Genomic DNA, 19,012 nt, shown 5'->3' on the forward strand with positions numbered 1-19,012 from the left:
GCCCTGAATAAATAGGTTTAATGAAAAGAATGAAATGGAATGAAGTCGAATTTTTTGAAGGAGGGTGTTATGGGAGAGCAAACCATCATCCGATTTGAACGGGTGACCAAGCAATATGACAACGATCCCCCAGTGCTGGCGGACGTCAGCTTTGAGATTGAGCGTGGTAAATTTTATACACTGCTGGGGCCTTCCGGCTGTGGTAAAACGACGATTCTGCGTATGATTGCAGGTTTTGCGGAGCCGACAGAAGGCTCTATTTATTTAAATGGAAAACTCATTAATCGTGTTCCAGCCAATGAGCGGCAGGTCAATACGGTTTTTCAAGATTATGCGCTATTTCCGCATCTGAATGTGTTTGAAAATGTAGCCTTCGGTCTGCGAATTAAAAAGATGAACAAAAAGGACATTCAGGAGAAGGTGACACAGGCGTTGTCCTTTGTCAATCTGGAAGGCTACGGCGAGCGGGAAATTTCTGAGATGTCCGGGGGACAGCGTCAGCGTGTGGCCATCGCACGGGCTATCGTCAATGAACCTGATGTTCTCTTGTTGGATGAACCGTTGTCTGCACTGGATTTAAAGTTACGTACTGAAATGCAGTACATTTTGCGCGAAATGCAGCAGCGTCTTGGAATTACTTTTATTTTCGTTACGCATGATCAGGAGGAAGCGCTGGCCATGTCGGACGAAATTTTTGTTATGAACAAAGGTAAGATTGAGCAGAGTGGTACGCCTAATGATATTTATGATGAGCCGATCAATCGGTTTGTTGCTGACTTCATCGGCGAATCCAACATTGTCCCAGGACGGATGATTGCAGATTATCAAGTGGAATTTAACGGTCGACAGTTTGAATGTGTCGACGGAGGATTACGTCCGAACGAACCCATTGAAATTGTGATCCGGCCAGAGGACTTGGAGATTACGAATGTTGCTGAAGGCAAGCTGCGTGTGAAGGTAGATACCCAATTGTTCCGTGGTGTTCACTATGAAATAAGCTGCTATGATGATTCGGGTCAGGAGTGGCTTGTGCATTCTACCAAAAAGGCGGAGCTGGGCAGTGAAATCGGTCTGCGATTTGACCCGGAAGCGATCCATGTGATGCGGTTTGGGGAAACAGAAGAAGAATTTGATCGGCGTCTGGAAGCCTATGAAGAGGTGGATCAGCATGTCCGGTAATACAAGAGCAGCGTATCTGCTGCCTTACTATTTATGGATTGTGCTGTTCGTGGCAGCTCCGGTTGTACTTGTGTTTTACTATTCACTATTTGATGTGGATGGTCATCTCACATTCAACAACTATGCTCAGTTTCTGACACCCGTTTATTTGAGCATGACGCTCAGCTCGTTTTGGTATGCATTTCTGATTACCGTATTTTCACTGTTAGTTGCTTATCCGGCGGCGTATTTGCTCACACGCACAAAGCATAAGCAGCTGTGGCTGTTGCTCATTATTTTGCCGACCTGGATTAACCTGTTACTCAAAACGTATGCTTTTATCGGGATATTTGGTACCTATGGCCCGGTGAATGCGGTGTTAGGTATGGTTGGGTTGGGTGGTCAGCAATTATTGTTTACCAGCTCCAGCTTTGTGTTTGTGTCGGTTTATATTTTTGTGCCTTTTATGATTTTGCCCATCTATAACGCGTTGGAAGGGTTAAACCCTTCACTGCTGGACGCTGCCCGTGATTTGGGAGCCTCCAAGTGGACCGCGTTTCGTAGGGTTATTTTCCCGTTAACGCTTGCGGGTGTGCGATCCGGTTGCATGGCTGTGTTTATTCCAGCGTTGTCGCTGTTTATGATTACCCGCCTGATTGCAGGTAACCGTGTGATTACACTGGGGACGGCGATAGAGCAGCATTTTCTGGTTACTCAGGATTGGGGGATGGGCTCTACGGTTGCCGTGTTCCTGATTTTGGCGATGGGGATCATTATGCTGCTCACCTCGGGAACGAAACGGAGGGTGCGGCATGGTAAATAAAAACCGGTTCGGGAATATTTATTTGGTGATTGTTTTTCTCGTGTTATACGCACCTATTTTGTATTTGATGTACTATTCCTTCAACAGTGGCGGGACGATGCATGAGTTTGAAGGTTTTACACTCCAATATTACAAAGAGGTGTTTGCAGACACTCGCTTGATCATTATTGTCATTAACACCTTGGTGATTGCTTTGCTGTCGTCTGCGTTGGCTACGATTATTGGCATCATGGGTGCGCTGGCTATTCATCAGATGCAAAACCGTCGAGTCAAAAATACGTTGCTATCGCTCAATAATGTATTGATCGTGAACCCGGACGTCATTATTGGCGCTTCCTTCCTCATTTTGTTCACGATGGTCGGGATTAAGCTGGGTTTCTACTCCGTTTTATTATCCCATATTGCATTTAGTGTGCCGATTGCGGTCATTATGATTTTGCCGCGGTTGCAGGAAATGAGTCCATCTCTGGTCGATGCCGCGCGTGATTTGGGTGCCAGTCGAATGGATGTGCTGACCAAGGTGATTCTACCCTTTATCAAGCCAGGGATTTATGCGGGCTTCTTTATGGCGTTAACGTACTCGCTGGATGATTTTGCGGTGACCTTTTTTGTGACAGGCAGTGGCTATTCGACCTTATCGGTGGAAATATACTCACGTGCCCGTCAAGGGGTTTCATTGTCCATCAATGCGCTATCCACGCTCATTTTCCTGTTTACTGTGCTGCTGGTGGTGGGTTACTACTTTATTATGCGCAAGGCGAATCGTAATGGTAAAAAAGAGCCTGCGGCAGAAATGGGGGTGCCTAGATGAAGTCACTTGTGCGCGTGTTTCTGTCGATTTTCATCATCTCGTTTGGGCTGATGGGGGTGGCCGCATGGTTGAATTCCAGTCAAGGCTACTCCGGTGGTAACACACTGACGGTGTACAACTGGGGAGACTACATTGACCCTGAGCTGCTGGAACGGTTTCAGAAGGAGACGGGGATTACTGTCATTTATCAGACATTTGATTCCAATGAGGCGATGCTGACGAAAATCGAGCAGGGAGGAACTTCGTTTGATGTAGCGGTTCCCTCGGAATATGCTTTGGCTAAAATGAAGCAGGAGCACTTGTTGCTCCCGTTGGACCACAGCAAGCTGCCGAATTTGAAGCATGTGGATTCTCATTTTCTAAACCTTTCGTTCGACCCGAATAATGAATACTCGGTACCGTATTTTTGGGGTACAGTTGGGATTGTGTTTAACCCAGAGCTGACGAAAGGCATTGATTTTCATAGCTGGAACGGTCTGTGGAATCCAAAGCTGGGTAATAATCTACTGTTGGTTGATGGTGCGAGGGAAGTCGTAGGGATGTCACTGAACAGCCTTCACTATTCCTTGAACGATACGAATGAGGCACATTTGCAGCAGGCTTTGACGAAGTTGGAGAAATTAGCGCCCAATGTCAAAGCGGTTGTCGGTGACGAGATTAAAATGCTGCTGGCAAACGAGGAAGCCGCTGCCGGGGTTGTATGGTCCGGTGATGCTTCTGAAATCATGGATGAGAACGAGAAGCTCGATTACATCGTGCCAGATGAAGGCTCCAACTTGTGGTTTGATAATATGGTTATTCCAAAAACCGCTACCCATGTGGATGCGGCCCATAAGTTCATCAATTTCATGATGCAGCCCGATGTAGCCGCTCAAAATGCCGAATTTGTAGGATACTCCACACCCAACGAGGATGGAAAGAAATTGTTGCCTGAAGATATCTCTGGTGACGAGCGTTTTTACCCTCCGTCCGAAATTACAGACAAGCTGGAAGTATACAACAATCTAGGCAAGCGCATGCTCGCTCATTACAATGAATTGTTCCTGCAATTCAAAATGCATTTAAAGTAGGGGAGTGGCGTGAGGATTAGGGGGTGGTGCTTTAAAGGTCGCTGCGGTGGCGGATGGTGCTTACCATCGCTGTTAAATTCCGATTTTTTTTGATTAAATACTTAAAGGTTAAAATCGGAATTTAAAGGCGACCGCTTCGCTTGTCCAGCACCATTCCGCCCCCTCCGCTACGCCGTGCTTAAAGCTAGTCACCCATGAATCCCTACGCCGATAGCGCGTGTGGGGTAGTGGAAGAGCGAAAAGGCCTCTGAGCCACCCGTAGGGGTACCTCAGAGGCCTTTTTTATGTTTACTCACCGCGCGAGGCGGGTGAGTATTGTACTTCTTCTCCCTTTACTCTACACACATGTTAGAGAATTGTGGGACTTTAAGGCGGGCAGTGAGCGAAGTGGGCCATTTGAATCTGGAGAAGCGGTAGCGTTCGCCTTTGCTGAGGGATTCTTACCTATAAATGTTTTATCCAATCCAAGAATCCCCCAGCAACAGCGATCGGAAGATCAAATGGACTGCGTAGCGCCTCTCCCACCTTAACTCCTCACAATTCCCCTAACAAACCTCTCTATTTTATCCAACCCTTGCTCCAACACATCCTGTCCGTAAGCATAGGACAAGCGAATGTATCCTTCGCCATAGGAAGAAAAGGCATCTCCAGGTACGACAGCCACTCCATGCTCTTCCAGCAGCTTCAAGGTAAAATCCATCGAGCTTAATCCAAAATGGGCGATGGAAGGGAAAAGGTAAAAGGCTCCCTCGGGTTTCTCCAGCGGAATACCCATGTCTGTCAGCCTACCATGTACATAATCACGACGCTTGCGGTATTCCTCACGCATCGGGAGTGCATCATCGACACCAACAGTCAAGGCTTCCAGGGCAGCATATTGGCTAATCGAGCTAGCACAGGTTACGTTGTACTGATGGACTTTGACCATGTGCTGTGTAATTTCAGCGGGTGCAAGTGTAAAGCCAATGCGCCATCCCGTCATGGAATGTGATTTGGACAGACCGTTAATGACGATGGTGCGCTCCCGCATACCTGGTAGAGCTGCAATGGACACGTGGGGTGTTTCGTAAATAAGTTCACTGTATATTTCATCCGAAATGATAAACAGATCGCGCTCCTTCAGTAAATCCGCGACCGCTTCCAGTTCTTCCCGACTCATTACTCGTCCGGTTGGATTCGAAGGATATCCGAGAATGACTGCTTTTGTCCGTTCGGTCAGATAAGGCTCCAGCACCTCGGCCGTGAGCTTGAAGCCGCTGTTGCGGGTGTCAGCAAACACTGGAATGCCGCCTGACAAGCGGATCAATGGCTCGTACCCTGGGTAGATCGGCACTGGCAGAATGACTTCATCGCCCGGTGACAAAATCGTGCGTAAGGTAATATCCAGCGCTTCACTGGCTCCGTTCGTTACGATCACCTCATCCTGTCCACGGTAATTCAGGCCGTATTTACGAGCTACAAACGCCGCTGCGGCTTCTCGTAATTCCGGCAGTCCCGGATTAGGTGTATAGGAGGTGCGTCCTTCGTTAATCGCCCGATGGGCAGCTTCCATAATATGCGCAGGGGTAGGGAAATCCGGTTGTCCGATCGTTAATGACAGGGTTCCGGGTAATGCGGCAACTTTGTTGGCGATTTTGCGGATGCCGCTGATTTGAATGTTTTTGACCTGATCGTTAAGCAAATGCTCCATAGCGTATGTGCCACCTTTTTCTGTATTAGAACAAGTTTACAATAATTTGATCTGAATATGCTACGGCAAGAAGAATTCATTTTACATAATTAAGGTACTAAATTGACTAATTTATGGTATCTTAAAAGATGAATATATTTGTAAGCGTAATCATGGTAAAAATGGGGAGGGGAGTATCTTCTGATGAAACAAGAATACATAGAAAAAATATTACCTACGAAATTAAAAAGGTTCGGGATCACATGGCTCAGTGCCATACTGCTGCTTTCAGCTGGAGGGCCGGCAGGGTTGTCCAGTGGAAAAGCTTCGGCAGAGCCTGCATCTTTTGCAGGAAAAGAGGTGCAACCTTCACCCGTAACTGTAGGGGCAAGTGTATACGCAGATGTCTATTTTCCTAAAAAGCTTCGCATCCATGATGTACAGGGGGCAGCACACCGTTCTCCATATGAAGGACAAAAAGTAGCGGATATTGAAGGCGTTGTCACGATGGTGAAGGGGAGTAGTTTCTATATCCAAGAGTTGGATGCTCAAGTGGATCAGGATGAAAAAACATCCGAGGCCATTTTAGTGTACAAGCCTAGTCACGGTGCACAGGTAGGGGATGAGGTAAAGGTTAGCGGTTCGGTGAAGGAATACACGGAAAGGACATATGCGAGCAAGCCAATCGACCTGACAACCACAGAAATTGTGGCTTCTTCGGTTAAGGTAATTGCCAATGACCGTCCATTGCCAGCTCCAATTTTGCTAGGTGAACAGGGACGTGTGATGCCGACATCTATTGTGGATCATGACGGAATGACGGTGTTTGATCCACAGGAGGATGGCTTGGATTTTTTCGAAAGCCTGGAAGGCATGCGTGTAGAGTTGAAGGATGCGACTGTGATTGGTCCTTATGGCTATGAAATTCCAGTCCGAATTGATAACGGTCCCAATGCAGGTGAGGTTGTAACGGAGGCAGGCGGACTCATGCTGACAGAAAGAAGTCTGAACCCGCAACGGATTCTGATTGATGCGAAGCCTTCGACACCGTTGAAAACAGGCGATCGTTTTGCGGGTCCTATCACAGGTGTGGTGAGCTATAGCTTTAGCAATTATAAGCTGCTGCCAGAGCGTATGCCGGATGTTGTACCTGGCGGCCTCCAGCCAGCCAATACGCGTTTGATAGGGGATGATCGTAAGCTGACAGTAGCTTCTTTTAATGTGGAAAACTTCGATCCCGGTGATGGAAAACGGATAGATCAGCTGGGGCAGGCTATCGCTGTAAATTTGAATCATCCGGATATCATAGGATTGCTGGAAGTGCAGGATAATAACGGTGAGAAGGATGATGGCACCACAGACGCTTCCGAAAGCTTCCGAGTGCTCATAGAGGCTATTCGTGCTCATGGAGGCCCGGAATACAATTTTACAGATATTGGACCTGAAAATAATAAGGATGGCGGTGCCCCCGGTGGCAACATCCGTGTTGGCTTCTTGTACAATCCGCAACGTGTTACGCTGACCGACAAGCCCAAGGGGGATTCAGTTACGTCTGTCACTTATGGAGTGCAGGGACTTTCCCTCAACCCAGGTCGGATTGATCCCCTGAATGCATCATTTGAAGGCTCGCGCAAGCCGTTGGCCGCTGAATTTGAGTTTGAAGGCCAGCAGGTGATTGTGGTCGCTAACCATTTTAATTCTAAAGGGGGCGATCAAGCGCCGTTTGGAGGAATTCAACCACCTGTGCGAAGCAGCGAAATACAGCGTGCGAAGATTGCAGCGATTGTGAATGGCTTTGTAAAGTCGGTACTGCAAGTAAACCCTAAGGCCAATATGGTGGTGCTCGGTGACCTGAATGATTTTCAATTTTCGGAAACGCTGGCTTTGCTACGGGGGCAGGAATTGACCAATCTGATTGACCATTTGGATGAAAAGGAACGGTACTCCTATATTTATGAAGGTAACTCGCAAACATTGGATCATATGCTGGTCAGCCCGTCACTGAGCAAAACATCCGTGCTGGATATCGTTCATATGAATGCGGACTTTAGTACGGCAGACGGGCGGGTCAGTGATCATGATCCGTTGGTTGCGCAAATAGATGTGCCGCGCAAAACGGAAGAACCACCAACAGAGGGTGGGAGTGGCCGAAATGACGATGATGAGGAGGATCAGCAGGATAACGAGGGAAGCGCCAACGCTGGAAATAGCAGTAGCGTTAACTTGAATGGAGCGGGAAATGGGCAGGTTCAGATCCCCAGTAGTGAACCCAATGGAAGCAGCCTGTCTGGTACAAATGTGGTGCAAGTCAAGTCTGTAGTGACCGGAGTGGAGCAAAACGGACTGAAAAAGGCAATTGCTCAAGTAACAGCTGCTGAAATACAAAAGGCCATTCAAAATGGTGCGAAGGGTACGCTTGTGATCCGTGCAGGGGAGCAAGTAGAAGCGGGGACGTACGAGGTTCATTTAAGCGGGGAAGCTTTGGAAGCCGTTTTGAACGACCGTATTCGTACCCTTCGAGTGGAAACGCCACAAGGTGGATATGAAGTAGCAACAAGTCGTTTGTCTCTTCAAAAGCTGGCTGATACCTGGCAGGTGCCTGTAAAACAAATTTCCTTGAATTTTTCCATCGCTTCGAACGAAGAACTGGCTAAACGCTTGGATGTAACAGGGCGCAAACTGTTACAGGCTTTGAATATCGCCGCTGAGCTGAGAAGCGAGGATGGACCGAAACAGCTTTTGGCAGGTAACGGAGACTCTGGTAGTGGGTATGAACGTTATCTGTTACGTGTTCCTGCAACGGTCGATACAGACCAGCTTGCTGTAGTGAAGGTATCGACCAACCAAGCCGGACAGCTATCATATACCCCCGTTCCTTTTCACACTTCGAGTGAGGAAATAACCGTGTATGGACGTTCGGGAGGGACTTACGCTGTGCTTGATGGCGGGGCTTCTGGTGAAGTCAGATCGTTCATGGATATATCCGGTCATTGGGCGCAGCAGGACATTACACGGCTGGCAACTCGTCTGCTTGTGACGGGGACCGATCCAACAGCGTCTACAGCTAGTGCTACTCGTGAAAGGGACTTAGCGAACGTACATTTTGAGCCTGAAGGCCAGGTACGACGCTCTGAACTGGCAGCGATGCTGGTTCGTGTGCTTGGACTGGAGCGTACTGATCGCACGCTGACGAGCTTTGACGACGTTCAACCCGAATCGTGGTATGCGGATTCCGTACGTACCGCAGCAGCAGCTGGGCTGATCAACGGCTATACTGACGGAAGCTTCCGTCCTGATACCCCGGTATCGAGGGAGGAACTGGCTGTGATCATAGAGAGAGCCTTGCGCTTCGCAGGGAACACAGGAGAAAAAACAAGAGAAGTGAGTGAAAGTATATCCGTATCATTGTCGGATGCGCAGGAGATTTCTACATGGGCTGCTCCGGCTGTGAAGACTTTGTCTGGACTAGATATTATGAAAGGAGACGAGAAAGGCCGTTTTGGTCCGGCTACATCCGTGACGAGGGCAGAAGCTGCGGCTGTATTATCTCGCACACTGGCTAAGCTTCATTGGGAATAGGAGATTTCCCTATACAAATGTTAGATTGATTGACTTTATACGATAGTTAAGTTATCTTTTGTGGAGAGGTAGTATGATAAATTAGAATGAATGACAAATGAAGAGGTGAAATGTCGTGGGAGTAAAAGCTAAACAAATTTTTGTGAATTTGCCAGTTAAAAATCTGCAACAGTCCATTGATTTTTTCACTACCATCGGATTTGAATTCAGTGCTCAGTTCACTGATGAACATGCAACCTGTATGGTTGTTAGTGAGCATATTTTTGTCATGTTATTGGTTGAAGAACGTTTTAAAGCGTTCACGACAAAGGAAATTTCAGATGCCACAAAAAGCACAGAAGCAATTGTTGCCTTATCGGTGGAGAGTCGAGAAAAGGTAGACGAGATCGTCCACAAGGCTTTGGAAGCGGGCGGCAAGCCCTCAAACGAACCTCAAGATCATGGTTTTATGTATGGATGGAGCTTTCAGGATTTGGATGGTCATCTGTGGGAGTTCTTTTATATGGCAGAGCAGTAATGGAAATGAGAATGATGAAGTAAGCGAAGTATTATGGAAAGTAAACTATCCTAAAAAGATAGTTTGCTTTCTTTATTGTATATTATCGAACTCATCGGGAGGAATCACAATGTCTAACGAAATGAGAGTCTACCCTGTTCAGGCTTTGGATGAAGCCCTGGTACATTCGCTAAGTCGACTGCTAATCGACGTGGTTGCAGACGGTGCATCTATAGGTTTCTTACCCCCATTAGGTTATCAGGAAGCAGCAACTTATTGGAACAATGTACTTGAGGACGGCGTAGTTCTGTGGATTGCCGAGAAGGACGGAGTACCTGTAGGGACGGTCCAGCTTCATTTGGCTCAAAAAGCTAACGCTATTCATCGTGCGGAAATTGCAAAGCTTATGGTACATCCGTCCGGTCGCAGGCTGGGGATCGCACGACAGTTAATGAAGGCAGCGGAAGAAGAGGCACTAAGTCAGGATAGAACGTTACTGGTGCTAGATACACGGGTGGGTGATCCCTCCAATGGACTATACGAGTCGATCGGGTTTGTAGAAGCTGGTGTTATTCCGGGTTATGCTCAATCAGCCGATGGTCAGCTTCATGCCACTCGATATTATTATAAGTCATTAAATCCGTATTCAAGTCATAGCTGAGCATTTACCGAATAAGTGTGGTATATACGGGTAATCATAACTTGTCATAGGATTACATAGCTTTTTCCGCGTTTATTCAACTGGAAAAGCACGGGAATAGAAACGTATAATGAAGAGGGGATCAGAGAAGGTCTTATTATGTCAATTTGGCTGTACTGAATTGAAGAAACGTAGCAAACACAGCGGAGGAATCAGAAAATATGAGGTTGGAGCATGATTTTTTAGGTACCAAGGAAGTACCATTAGATGCCTATTATGGTGTACAAACGCTGAGGGCAAAAGAAAATTTTCCAATTACAGGCCAAAGACTGCACCCTGAGTTGATTAAAGCCATGGCGATTGTAAAAAAGGGAGCAGCGACGGTGAATATGGAACTAACCCGTTTACACCGCCCCAAAGCAGAGGCCATTATTCAGGCTGCTGATGAGATTATACAAGGACAGTTGCATGATCATTTCATCGTCGATCCGATTCAGGGCGGCGCAGGCACGTCCATTAATATGAATACAAATGAAGTGATTGCGAACCGCGCGTTGGAGCTGATTGGCAAGCAGCGCGGAGATTATCAGGAGATCAGTCCTAATAATCATGTTAATATGGCGCAATCGACGAACGATGCTTTTCCTACAGCCGTACACTTGGCTGTATTAAGTATGATTGATAAGCTGTTAGCTACCATGAGTGAGCTTCAGGAAGCATTTTCCCGCAAGGCAAATGAGTTTGATAGTGTGATTAAAATGGGCCGGACTCACTTGCAGGATGCAGTGCCAATCCGATTAGGACAGGAGTTTCAGGCTTATGCGCGCGTGCTGGGTCGTGATATCGGACGCGTCCGTGCGACCAAGCAGCACCTGCTAACGATTAATATGGGCGCAACTGCGGTGGGTACTGGCCTGAACGCAGACCGTCGTTATATTCAGCGTGTCGCAGAGGTACTGGCAGACGTCAGTGGCTTCCCTGTGGAAGCTGACGAAAATCTTGTAGATGCTACACAAAATACGGATGCTTATACTGAAGTGTCTGCCGCCTTGAAAATTTGTATGATGAATATGTCTAAGGTGGCAAATGACATCCGTTTGATGGCTTCCGGACCACGTGCGGGTCTCGGGGAACTGAGTCTGCCTGCCCGCCAGCCAGGGTCATCCATTATGCCGGGCAAGGTAAATCCAGTGATGTGTGAGGTCATTAACCAAATTGCTTTTCAGGTCATTGGTAATGATCATACAATCTGCTTGGCTTCAGAGGCTGGTCAGCTCGAGCTGAATGTAATGGAGCCCGTACTGGTGTACAACCTACTGCAATCGCTGGAAATTATGAAGCAGGGCTTTCACGTGTTCCGCATTCATTGTGTGGAAGGAATTGAAGCAAATGTGGAGCGGTGTCGTGAATATGTGGAGAACAGTGTAGGCATTATTACAGCGCTTAATCCGCACCTTGGATATGAGGTGGTATCACGCATTGCTCGCGAAGCAATTACGACTGGGAAATCGGTGCGCGAGCTGTGCTTGCTGTACAATGTACTGACCGAGGAGGAGCTGGACATTATATTGGACCCGTACCAAATGACTCAGCCTGGTATTGCCGGAGAATCTTTGCTGAATCGCGAATAATGATGCGGAGTATGGAGTTTAGACAGCTTTGAGGCAAGACGAAGATAGCCCCGTCGAATCTGGCGGGGCTATTGTTATGTGATAACCCAGATGTAATACGGGAGCCAGCCTGCATAGGGGAGTTCCCTGTTAAAGATGATACGGCTATGCTTACGGTAGAAGAGGGAGAGTTGGATGTTGCTAGAAAAATTATTGACATACAAGGAATTAGGAATAGGACTCATTGTACTTTTAGTGTTGTTTGCGCTCATCATCAGAGGATTGATACGTGGTCGTAGAAATCGGATTTTACGTGATCTGGACCCACGCAAAATTGGAATTCAGGATATAGATCGTATGGAGGATGGTTCGGAATTTGAGCTTTATTTGCAGCGGTTATTATCCGCGCTTGGCTATAAGGACATCTATAAAACAACCAGTAGCCGGGATTTTGGAGCGGATCTGGTTTTTACAGACCGTGAAGGCGTTAGAGTTGTCATACAGGCCAAACGTTATGGGGTACAACATCCGGTAGGTTTGGGCGCGGTGCAGGAAATTTATACCTCCATGCGTTATTATGCGGCCGACAAGTCTGTCGTCATCACCTCCGGCCGTTATACGGAATCCTGTAAAACACTTGCTGCTGTCAACGGGGTTAAATTATTAGACCGCAACGACTTGATCGACATGATTAATTTTTTCAAGACGAAACGCCGCGAGGAAGTCATGGATCTCATAGAAAGTAAAACCGAAGTGATTGCTTCCAAATGGAGTGAAAGATAATCATAAAAGGGACTGAATTACTGGCGACGAGACCGAAGTCCAGAAATCAGTCCCTTTTATTTTTTAATATGATGCTTGCTCTTATATTGTTATCATTAGATGCCTGTCCAGACATCCTTAGCATAGCGTTTTTCCTGTTGGAGACGATCCAACCATTGCTGTGCTTCTTCTTTACTGGTATGGTGTGCTTCCGCGTAAGCAGCACAAAGGGTGTCTTCTACATCGGGAGCCATCCGGCTACCATCACCACATACATACAGATGCGCTCCTTCATCAAGCAAGTGAATCAGAGCGTCCGCATCTTCCTTCATGACATGCTGCACGTATCTTTTGGGTTGATCGGGCAGACGTGAAAAGGCTGTATGAAGCGTAACGATTCCCTCCTGCTCCCAGGCTTGCAGCTCTTGCTTGTACAGATAGTCGAGCTTAGGATTACGGCAGCCATAGTATAGATGAGCCTCGCTGAGCTGTTCTCCTCTCTCCTTAAGTATATGGCGTGTCTGGAGGAATCCGCGGAATGGTGCCACTCCAGTGCCCGGACCGACCATGATGACAGGCACGGTTGGGTCTTCTGGCAATCGGAAGCCCGACTGAGGCTTACGCACAAAAATGACAATTGACTCATCTGGTTGGAGCTGTGCTAAATAATTGGAGGCAATTCCTAGGTATTCACCTTGTCCGCTACGGGCTGGTCCACGCACGACGCCCACTGTTATACTCGCCGAATTATCCGATTCAAGCGGAGAGCTTGAGATGGAGTAGTACCTAGGCTTGAGTGGTGGTAACAGCGAGATAAAGTTTTCAAATGGCAGCTCGCAGGCTGGATACTTCTCCAGAATATCCAGCATCGTGACGCGCTTCTGTCGTATCTCTCGATCAAAGGTAGTATCCTCCAGCAAAGCTTCAATTTCTTTTTTGTGCGGTGGACACACGGTAAAGGATGCCAGTTGCCGTAGCTGGGCTCTCGTTGCCGGTTCTTGCAGTTCCACACTGAGAGTGAGCAAATCTCCTATACTGACAGGCCGATCTAAGGGGAGATGCGCCGCATCCCGGTCACTGCCTCTCAATACGATGTAATCCTGTTCCTGTAATTTAAAGCGTTGCATCACCCTTTTGACCAGCGAAGCAGGATTACGCGGCAACACACCAAGGTGGTCACCTTCGCGATAGGACAATCCGGTTGGTAATTTGAGCTCCAGATGTCGTGTACTGCGTTCACTTTCAGCAGCAAGCAGCTCACGATTCGCTGTAACGACGGCGGTCACTGCTCCGTAGTTGTCTGCAAGAGGTGTACTGAGTATGGCGCTGACGAACTCTATGCTCAGGCTGTTGCTGTCCTGCGGTTCTGTATCATTGTGCTCTACCCCGAAAGCATTCAACAAATCCGGCCATAAGCCGTGGTTCCAGGCTTCCCAATCCTTCTCGAAGTCACCGCTGGCATCGCCCTCACCCCGGTCATACAGTCGCTTCGCCCCTTTGGCAGACATCAGCTCGTCGATCAGCCTTGGAATACGCTGATACGTGCTGGCCCAATTGCGGTCGCCGCAGCCGAATACAGCATACCTTACGCCTGCCAGTTGCCCTTCGCCTGCCTGCTCTAACCATTGTACAAAGGCATCAGCATTATCCGGCGGATGCCCGTTATAAGATGCGGTCGTAATAAGTACTACGCCTTCTTTAGGCAAATGGTCCACACGATCATTCAGAGTTGCTATGCTACTGTTGAAACCCCAATTTCGACCTAAATCGGCTAGTTCACCTGCAAGTCCCTCAGCCGTACCCAGATTCGAGCCGTACAAAGACAGCAAAGAAGTATCATGCTTTTCGGCATGGGGGGGGGCAACCTTTTGTTCCTCTTGTTCATGAAGTTCTTGAACGGCACCTGGCAGTATGACAGCAGTCTGTGTGCTGCGCGGGCGTACTTGAATGGTGAAGCCCTCCGGCTTGAGTGTGAGCGTCTCTTTGACTTTCAGCTCATAATGAGTATGATCAATCAGCTCAAAATGTTTCACTACCATACCCAACACAAGAGTGGCCTCCTGTAAGGCAAACTGCTGTCCAATACAGGCGCGTTGACCGTTGCCAAATGGTTTGTAGGCATCTTGCGGAATGGCGGATGGGTCCTCGAAGCGCTCCGGTCGAAATTCCTCAACATCTTCGCCCCAAGCCTCGGTATCACGGTGCAGTTTTGGGATGAGTACATTAACGCTGTCACCTTTTTTAAGTGGGTAGGTTCCGTCGAGCAACGTATCTTCTTTGGCAAAGAGAGAGAAGGCGGGCGCTGTCGGCCATAGTCGCAGAGCCTCATTCAGTATCATCCTTATGTACTTGAGTTCACGAACCTGAGTATAAGAAGGCAGCGAATCGGTGAGCACGCGATCCACTTCTTCATAGGCCTTGGTTAGCGTTCGCGGATTCTTAAGCAAATAGTAAATGGCAAAGGATAAAAGCCCACTGGTCGTTTCATGACCGGCGATGAGGAAGGTGATGATCTGATAGCGGATATTTTCATCATCCAGCGTCTCACCAGTTTCTGGGTCCTTGCCTTCCAGCATATGCGCTAGTAAATCTTCTTCTCCTTGGTTGCCAAGGGTTTTACGCTCTTCAATAATGCTGTCCACCAGAGAAAACATCGTTTCGATGTCATGTTTAAACTGCTTTCTTTTCGATAACATCAGCTTGTTTTGCAGATTGAGGCGTTGCAGCTGACCCATCGCTTCATCTAATGCGCGTGTCATACTGGTCACGAACGGATGGGGCTGATCGCGGTAGAAGCTGTTAAAACGATAATTAAAGCCGCATAATCCGATGGTATCCAAAGTCAGCCGGGTCATATCTTCCGGTACCTCTACACTTTCATCGGGATTGAGTCGAGACCATTTCTGTATCAGCTGAACAGCAAGATCAAGCATCATATTGTGGTAACCCTTCATAGCCCTCTGACTGAAGCTTGGCAGTAAAATTTGGTGGGCCTTGCGCCAGTTCGGTTCCTCAGTCCAGCTTGTGAATAGTCCGTCTCCTGCAAAAGCTCGTACTTTTTGTAATGGAGCCCACACTTGTTTGTCGAAACGGGATTCATCACAAGCATCTGCGACCAGCTTATGACCAGAAATATAAATGTTCGTTCCTTCAGGCAGATCCATGCGAAAAATTGGACCGTACTCATAAGAAAGCTTAACCAGAGACTGGACAGGGGCATGTGTATCGATCAAGGGCAGATTACCTAAGGGACCATAAGTTTTGGGCTGTGGAATTAAATTGGTCGAAGTCATTTTTAATGTTGCTCCTTTCGGATTGAAATAGAGTGATGGTTTCAGAGTACCTATGTTTTCCAAATTACACTTTATTCTTACGACATAAACGAAAATAAGTGAATTTGGACAGTTCGTATAATAAAAGAAGTACAAAAATATACATTTTTTACATATATAGAAAAAATAATCTTATTTATCACATTCTATTTACAATGATTTTACAGAAACTCTTCTGAAAAAATATGCTTTTATAACCGATATAAAGATGTTGGGGATTTCCAAATTATGCCGAGGTGATATGTCATGAAGAAGCGAGCAGTATTATTAATTTGTAGGTGGATTCCCATTGTCACAATCTTTGCATTATTGCTAAGTGCATGTGGGCAATCGGTAGCACAAACCAAGGCTCAGCCCATTAAGGTGGGAATCGTACTGTCAGATATTGGTCTGGGTGACCAATCTTACAGCGACGCTGCTTTCCGGGGTTTGGTCAAAGCACGGGATGAGGGGAAAATTGTTTTTGAATACCGAGAAATAACGGAGACCAAGACGTATGATGCGGCTTTTGAACAGCTTGCTCAAGAAAAGGCTGATTTAATCATTGGGCTGGGTTACATGGTGAAGGACAGTTTGGAATCCATTGCTAAAAAATATCCAGACCGTAAATTTTTAATCGTGGATGAGAAATCAGATTTACCGAATGTGGCCTCTATTAGCTTCAAAGCAGAAGAGGGCAGTTTTATGGCTGGAGTCGTTGCGGGTTTGACGAGTCGCACCGAACAGGTGGGTTTTCTCGGAGGTGCGGAATCTCCTCTGTTGAAAAAATTTGAAATTGGGTATCGCGCAGGAGTGCAATCAGTCAAGCCTAATGCCAAAGTTACTGCAACGTATGCAGGAGATTTTGGAAAGCCGGAACTGGGTACGGAAATTGCAGATGACATGATTAATCAGGATCAGATTGATGTCATCTTTGCAGCCGCAGGTCTTACGGGCGTAGGTGCGCTGCAGGAAGCGCAAAAGCAGCATAAATTCGCCATCGGGGTCGATAGCGACCAGTTTTTTATTGCGGAAAAAGCGGTAGTGACCTCGATGTTTAAAAATGTAGACATTGCAATTTATACAGCAGTCAAAGGATTTGCAGATCATCAAAGAAAATTTACGGAGAAGGATATGGTGTTTGGTCTTGCGGAAGATGGTGTAGGTTTGGCGCCTATTCGTGTCGTGACACTGAGTCCGGATCAGCAAAAGTTGTTGGATGATTTAAAGGAAAAAATCAAATCCGGCACACTGACTGTTCCCACCCAATAAATTTTCGCAAACGGAGGATGAAAGCTGATGAAACTGCAAGGTAAACTGGTGCTGAACGCGATGATTTCCTTGATTGCTTGCCTAGCTTTAGTGGCTTATATCATTTTTGAATTAATTCGTATTAACTCGCAAAGTAGTAATCTGGTTCCGGCTATGTTGAATGTACAGCAGCTCAATGCCTATTTGATTCAGTCAGGGCAGGCACTGCAAAATTATTCAGCTTCCATGACGGAGAGCAACAAAGCCGATGTGCAAAATCAACTGACTCAGTCTGAAAAGACGATTGCTTTGCTTTCACAGGGCATGATGCAAACCGAAGCGCAGCAAAAGCGACTGAATACGATTAAAACAAAATTCAGCCAATTGAAAGTAGCAACGGAGAAAGCCATGAGTACCCAAAACAGCCCGGAGTCCAAGCGGGAGGCCATGCGTGCCCAAGGGATTCAGAACGATGTATTTATGCTGGATCTGCTGACCAAGGCACGTTATGACCAATACACAGAAGATTTGACCAAGAGCATTCGTTTTACATGGCAATTGGCCTTGGCAGGTGCAGTTATACTTCTGGTGGCGGTTGGGCTATATAATACATATACATCCAGGCAGCTTGCCCTTAGAACACGCAAATTAACGGATGCCGCAAAGCAAATTGCTGAGGGAAATCTGACAGTGCAGCTTGCCCAAACCAAGGGACGCGATGAGCTGGACGAGCTTAATGAATCTTTCCGGGTGATGATCGGGAACTTGCGCAGCATTGTACTCTCCATTGATCAGGCGGGTAATCGTGTCGATCTGATGGCTCGGGATATTGATCAGCATAATGAGGCCATGAAGGAAATTGTGACACAAGTCAGCACGTCAACAGAGGAACTGGCAATAGGCAGTCAGAAAATTGCTGAGGATCTGTCGTCGACAGTTGGCGTTGTGGACGAGATGCAGCAGAAGTTTGAATCGAATCTACTGGAGACCACACAATCGACCGCGTATAGTGAGGATGCTTTGCGTGTCATTGAGCAGGGTACGCGGGTCATGAGCGATCAACTGCGTATTGTTGCAGAAAATCGTTCAGCCATGTCCGAAGTGGAGCAGACGGTCAAGGAGCTGGAGGCGAATGCAGCCGAGATTACAACCATGACTGGATACGTATCCGAAATTGCCAGCCAAACATCGCTGTTGTCCTTGAATGCTTCTATTGAGGCTGCACGTGCAGGTGAAGCAGGAAAAGGTTTTGCTGTTGTTGCCAATGAAGTGAAAAAGCTGGCGAATCAGTCAGAGTCTGCTGTAAAGAAAATTTATACTGCTGTTGACAGTATCACGCAGGCTATGGATAAGGTGAAGACTTCTGTGGCGCAAAGTCAGGAGCTGTTCCGTGAGCAGGAGAAGGCAACCTCCTCGACTGGAGAATCGTTTACAGAGATTAGTGGCAAAGTGCAGCAAATTGCCAGCCAAGTCAGCAAGCTATCAACGGACATGAATGTATCGCGAGAACTGAGCGTACAGGTGCAGCAAGCTATTGAAAATATCAGCGCAATCACTCAGCAGTCCGCCGCAGGCAGTGAAGAGATTACGGCTTCCACGGTGGAGCAGAAGCGTTCATTTGAGGAATCGGCTGAGAAGGTAAAAGAGCTTCGTCAGATTCGCGAAGAGATGCAGCGGGAGCTGGATCGTTTTCAGGTGGAATAGACGAGCTAAAACCTGTGCAGCGAGTATCTGTTTTTGCTGAATAATGATACAAGCAGTGCCAAAGAAGGAGTTCTACCTTGTACAGTACAGGGAGGCTTCTTCTTTTTTATATGAATCCTTATATTAAG

At 47.2% G+C, this 19,012-nt stretch carries 13 protein-coding genes; 11 read left to right on the forward strand and 2 right to left on the reverse strand.

Annotated elements, in window-relative coordinates; all coding sequences use genetic code 11:
* The first annotated feature begins 69 nt into the window (after positions 1 to 69).
* From NLX74_RS11905 to NLX74_RS11920, 4 genes are read left to right on the forward strand one after another with little or no spacing between them, the layout of a single operon-like run.
* Positions 70 to 1,179 (forward strand): ABC transporter ATP-binding protein, encoded by a 1,110-nt coding sequence (locus NLX74_RS11905; protein WP_025720927.1) that lies wholly within the window; start codon positions 70 to 72, stop codon positions 1,177 to 1,179.
* Positions 1,169 to 1,981: an ABC transporter permease gene (locus tag NLX74_RS11910; RefSeq protein WP_023989586.1), complete on the forward strand. Its 813-nt coding sequence runs from the start codon at positions 1,169 to 1,171 to the stop codon at positions 1,979 to 1,981. Before NLX74_RS11905 ends, NLX74_RS11910 begins: the two co-directional genes overlap by 11 nt.
* The gene (locus tag NLX74_RS11915) at positions 1,971 to 2,792 is read left to right on the forward strand and encodes an ABC transporter permease (RefSeq protein WP_013311255.1); all 822 of its coding nucleotides are present in this window, start codon (positions 1,971 to 1,973) and stop codon (positions 2,790 to 2,792) included. The genes NLX74_RS11910 and NLX74_RS11915 overlap by 11 nt, the downstream gene beginning before the upstream one ends.
* Entirely contained in the window at positions 2,789 to 3,862 is a 1,074-nt protein-coding gene (locus NLX74_RS11920; protein WP_254328842.1) for an ABC transporter substrate-binding protein, read from the forward strand. Before NLX74_RS11915 ends, NLX74_RS11920 begins: the two co-directional genes overlap by 4 nt.
* A gap of 526 nt (positions 3,863 to 4,388) precedes the next feature.
* On the opposite strand, the gene NLX74_RS11925 is transcribed toward NLX74_RS11920, so the two are convergent.
* Positions 4,389 to 5,552, reverse strand: a complete 1,164-nt coding sequence (locus tag NLX74_RS11925) for an aminotransferase A (protein ID WP_250260839.1) — start codon at positions 5,550 to 5,552, stop codon at positions 4,389 to 4,391.
* 183 nt (positions 5,553 to 5,735) lie between these two features.
* Between NLX74_RS11925 and NLX74_RS11930 the strand changes: the two genes are divergently transcribed.
* From NLX74_RS11930 to NLX74_RS11950, 5 genes are all read left to right on the forward strand, one after another.
* Positions 5,736 to 9,110 (forward strand): S-layer homology domain-containing protein, encoded by a 3,375-nt coding sequence (locus NLX74_RS11930; RefSeq protein WP_254328843.1) that lies wholly within the window; start codon positions 5,736 to 5,738, stop codon positions 9,108 to 9,110.
* Positions 9,111 to 9,225: 115 nt separating this feature from the next.
* Entirely contained in the window at positions 9,226 to 9,627 is a 402-nt protein-coding gene (locus NLX74_RS11935) for a VOC family protein (RefSeq protein ID WP_061829696.1), read from the forward strand.
* 109 nt (positions 9,628 to 9,736) lie between these two features.
* On the forward strand, positions 9,737 to 10,267 hold the full coding sequence (locus tag NLX74_RS11940) for a GNAT family N-acetyltransferase (protein WP_254328844.1): 531 nt from the start codon (positions 9,737 to 9,739) through the stop codon (positions 10,265 to 10,267).
* Positions 10,268 to 10,467: 200 nt separating this feature from the next.
* On the forward strand, positions 10,468 to 11,877 hold the full coding sequence (aspA, locus tag NLX74_RS11945) for an aspartate ammonia-lyase (RefSeq protein WP_061829699.1): 1,410 nt from the start codon (positions 10,468 to 10,470) through the stop codon (positions 11,875 to 11,877).
* A 174-nt stretch (positions 11,878 to 12,051) separates the two neighbouring features.
* Complete coding sequence (locus NLX74_RS11950; RefSeq protein WP_254328845.1) at positions 12,052 to 12,639, forward strand: restriction endonuclease; 588 nt, start codon at positions 12,052 to 12,054, stop codon at positions 12,637 to 12,639.
* 95 nt (positions 12,640 to 12,734) lie between these two features.
* On the opposite strand, the gene NLX74_RS11955 is transcribed toward NLX74_RS11950, so the two are convergent.
* Positions 12,735 to 15,911: a bifunctional cytochrome P450/NADPH--P450 reductase gene (locus tag NLX74_RS11955; RefSeq protein ID WP_254328846.1), complete on the reverse strand. Its 3,177-nt coding sequence runs from the start codon at positions 15,909 to 15,911 to the stop codon at positions 12,735 to 12,737.
* 285 nt (positions 15,912 to 16,196) lie between these two features.
* Here NLX74_RS11955 and NLX74_RS11960 point away from each other — a divergent pair, with 285 nt between their 5' ends.
* Entirely contained in the window at positions 16,197 to 17,201 is a 1,005-nt protein-coding gene (locus NLX74_RS11960; protein ID WP_235309227.1) for a BMP family lipoprotein, read from the forward strand.
* Positions 17,202 to 17,228: 27 nt separating this feature from the next.
* Entirely contained in the window at positions 17,229 to 18,884 is a 1,656-nt protein-coding gene (locus tag NLX74_RS11965; protein WP_061829704.1) for a methyl-accepting chemotaxis protein, read from the forward strand.
* The last annotated feature ends 128 nt before the right edge of the window (positions 18,885 to 19,012 follow it).

The organism is Paenibacillus sp. MZ03-122A (genome assembly GCF_024213325.1).
Classification (GTDB): Bacteria; Bacillota; Bacilli; order Paenibacillales; family Paenibacillaceae; genus Paenibacillus; species Paenibacillus polymyxa_B.

Excerpts from the sequence above, each read along its gene's own strand:
- NLX74_RS11905 (WP_025720927.1), top strand. The coding sequence starts at position 70 with ATGGGAGAGCAAACCATCATCCGATTTGAACGGGTGACCAAGCAATAT.
- NLX74_RS11910 (WP_023989586.1), top strand. The coding sequence starts at position 1,169 with ATGTCCGGTAATACAAGAGCAGCGTATCTGCTGCCTTACTATTTATGG.
- NLX74_RS11915 (WP_013311255.1), top strand. The coding sequence starts at position 1,971 with ATGGTAAATAAAAACCGGTTCGGGAATATTTATTTGGTGATTGTTTTT.
- NLX74_RS11920 (WP_254328842.1), top strand. The coding sequence starts at position 2,789 with ATGAAGTCACTTGTGCGCGTGTTTCTGTCGATTTTCATCATCTCGTTT.
- NLX74_RS11925 (WP_250260839.1), bottom strand. The coding sequence starts at position 5,552 with ATGGAGCATTTGCTTAACGATCAGGTCAAAAACATTCAAATCAGCGGC.
- NLX74_RS11930 (WP_254328843.1), top strand. The coding sequence starts at position 5,736 with ATGAAACAAGAATACATAGAAAAAATATTACCTACGAAATTAAAAAGG.
- NLX74_RS11940 (WP_254328844.1), top strand. The coding sequence starts at position 9,737 with ATGTCTAACGAAATGAGAGTCTACCCTGTTCAGGCTTTGGATGAAGCC.
- aspA (WP_061829699.1), top strand. The coding sequence starts at position 10,468 with ATGAGGTTGGAGCATGATTTTTTAGGTACCAAGGAAGTACCATTAGAT.
- NLX74_RS11950 (WP_254328845.1), top strand. The coding sequence starts at position 12,052 with ATGTTGCTAGAAAAATTATTGACATACAAGGAATTAGGAATAGGACTC.
- NLX74_RS11955 (WP_254328846.1), bottom strand. The coding sequence starts at position 15,911 with ATGACTTCGACCAATTTAATTCCACAGCCCAAAACTTATGGTCCCTTA.
- NLX74_RS11960 (WP_235309227.1), top strand. The coding sequence starts at position 16,197 with ATGAAGAAGCGAGCAGTATTATTAATTTGTAGGTGGATTCCCATTGTC.
- NLX74_RS11965 (WP_061829704.1), top strand. The coding sequence starts at position 17,229 with ATGAAACTGCAAGGTAAACTGGTGCTGAACGCGATGATTTCCTTGATT.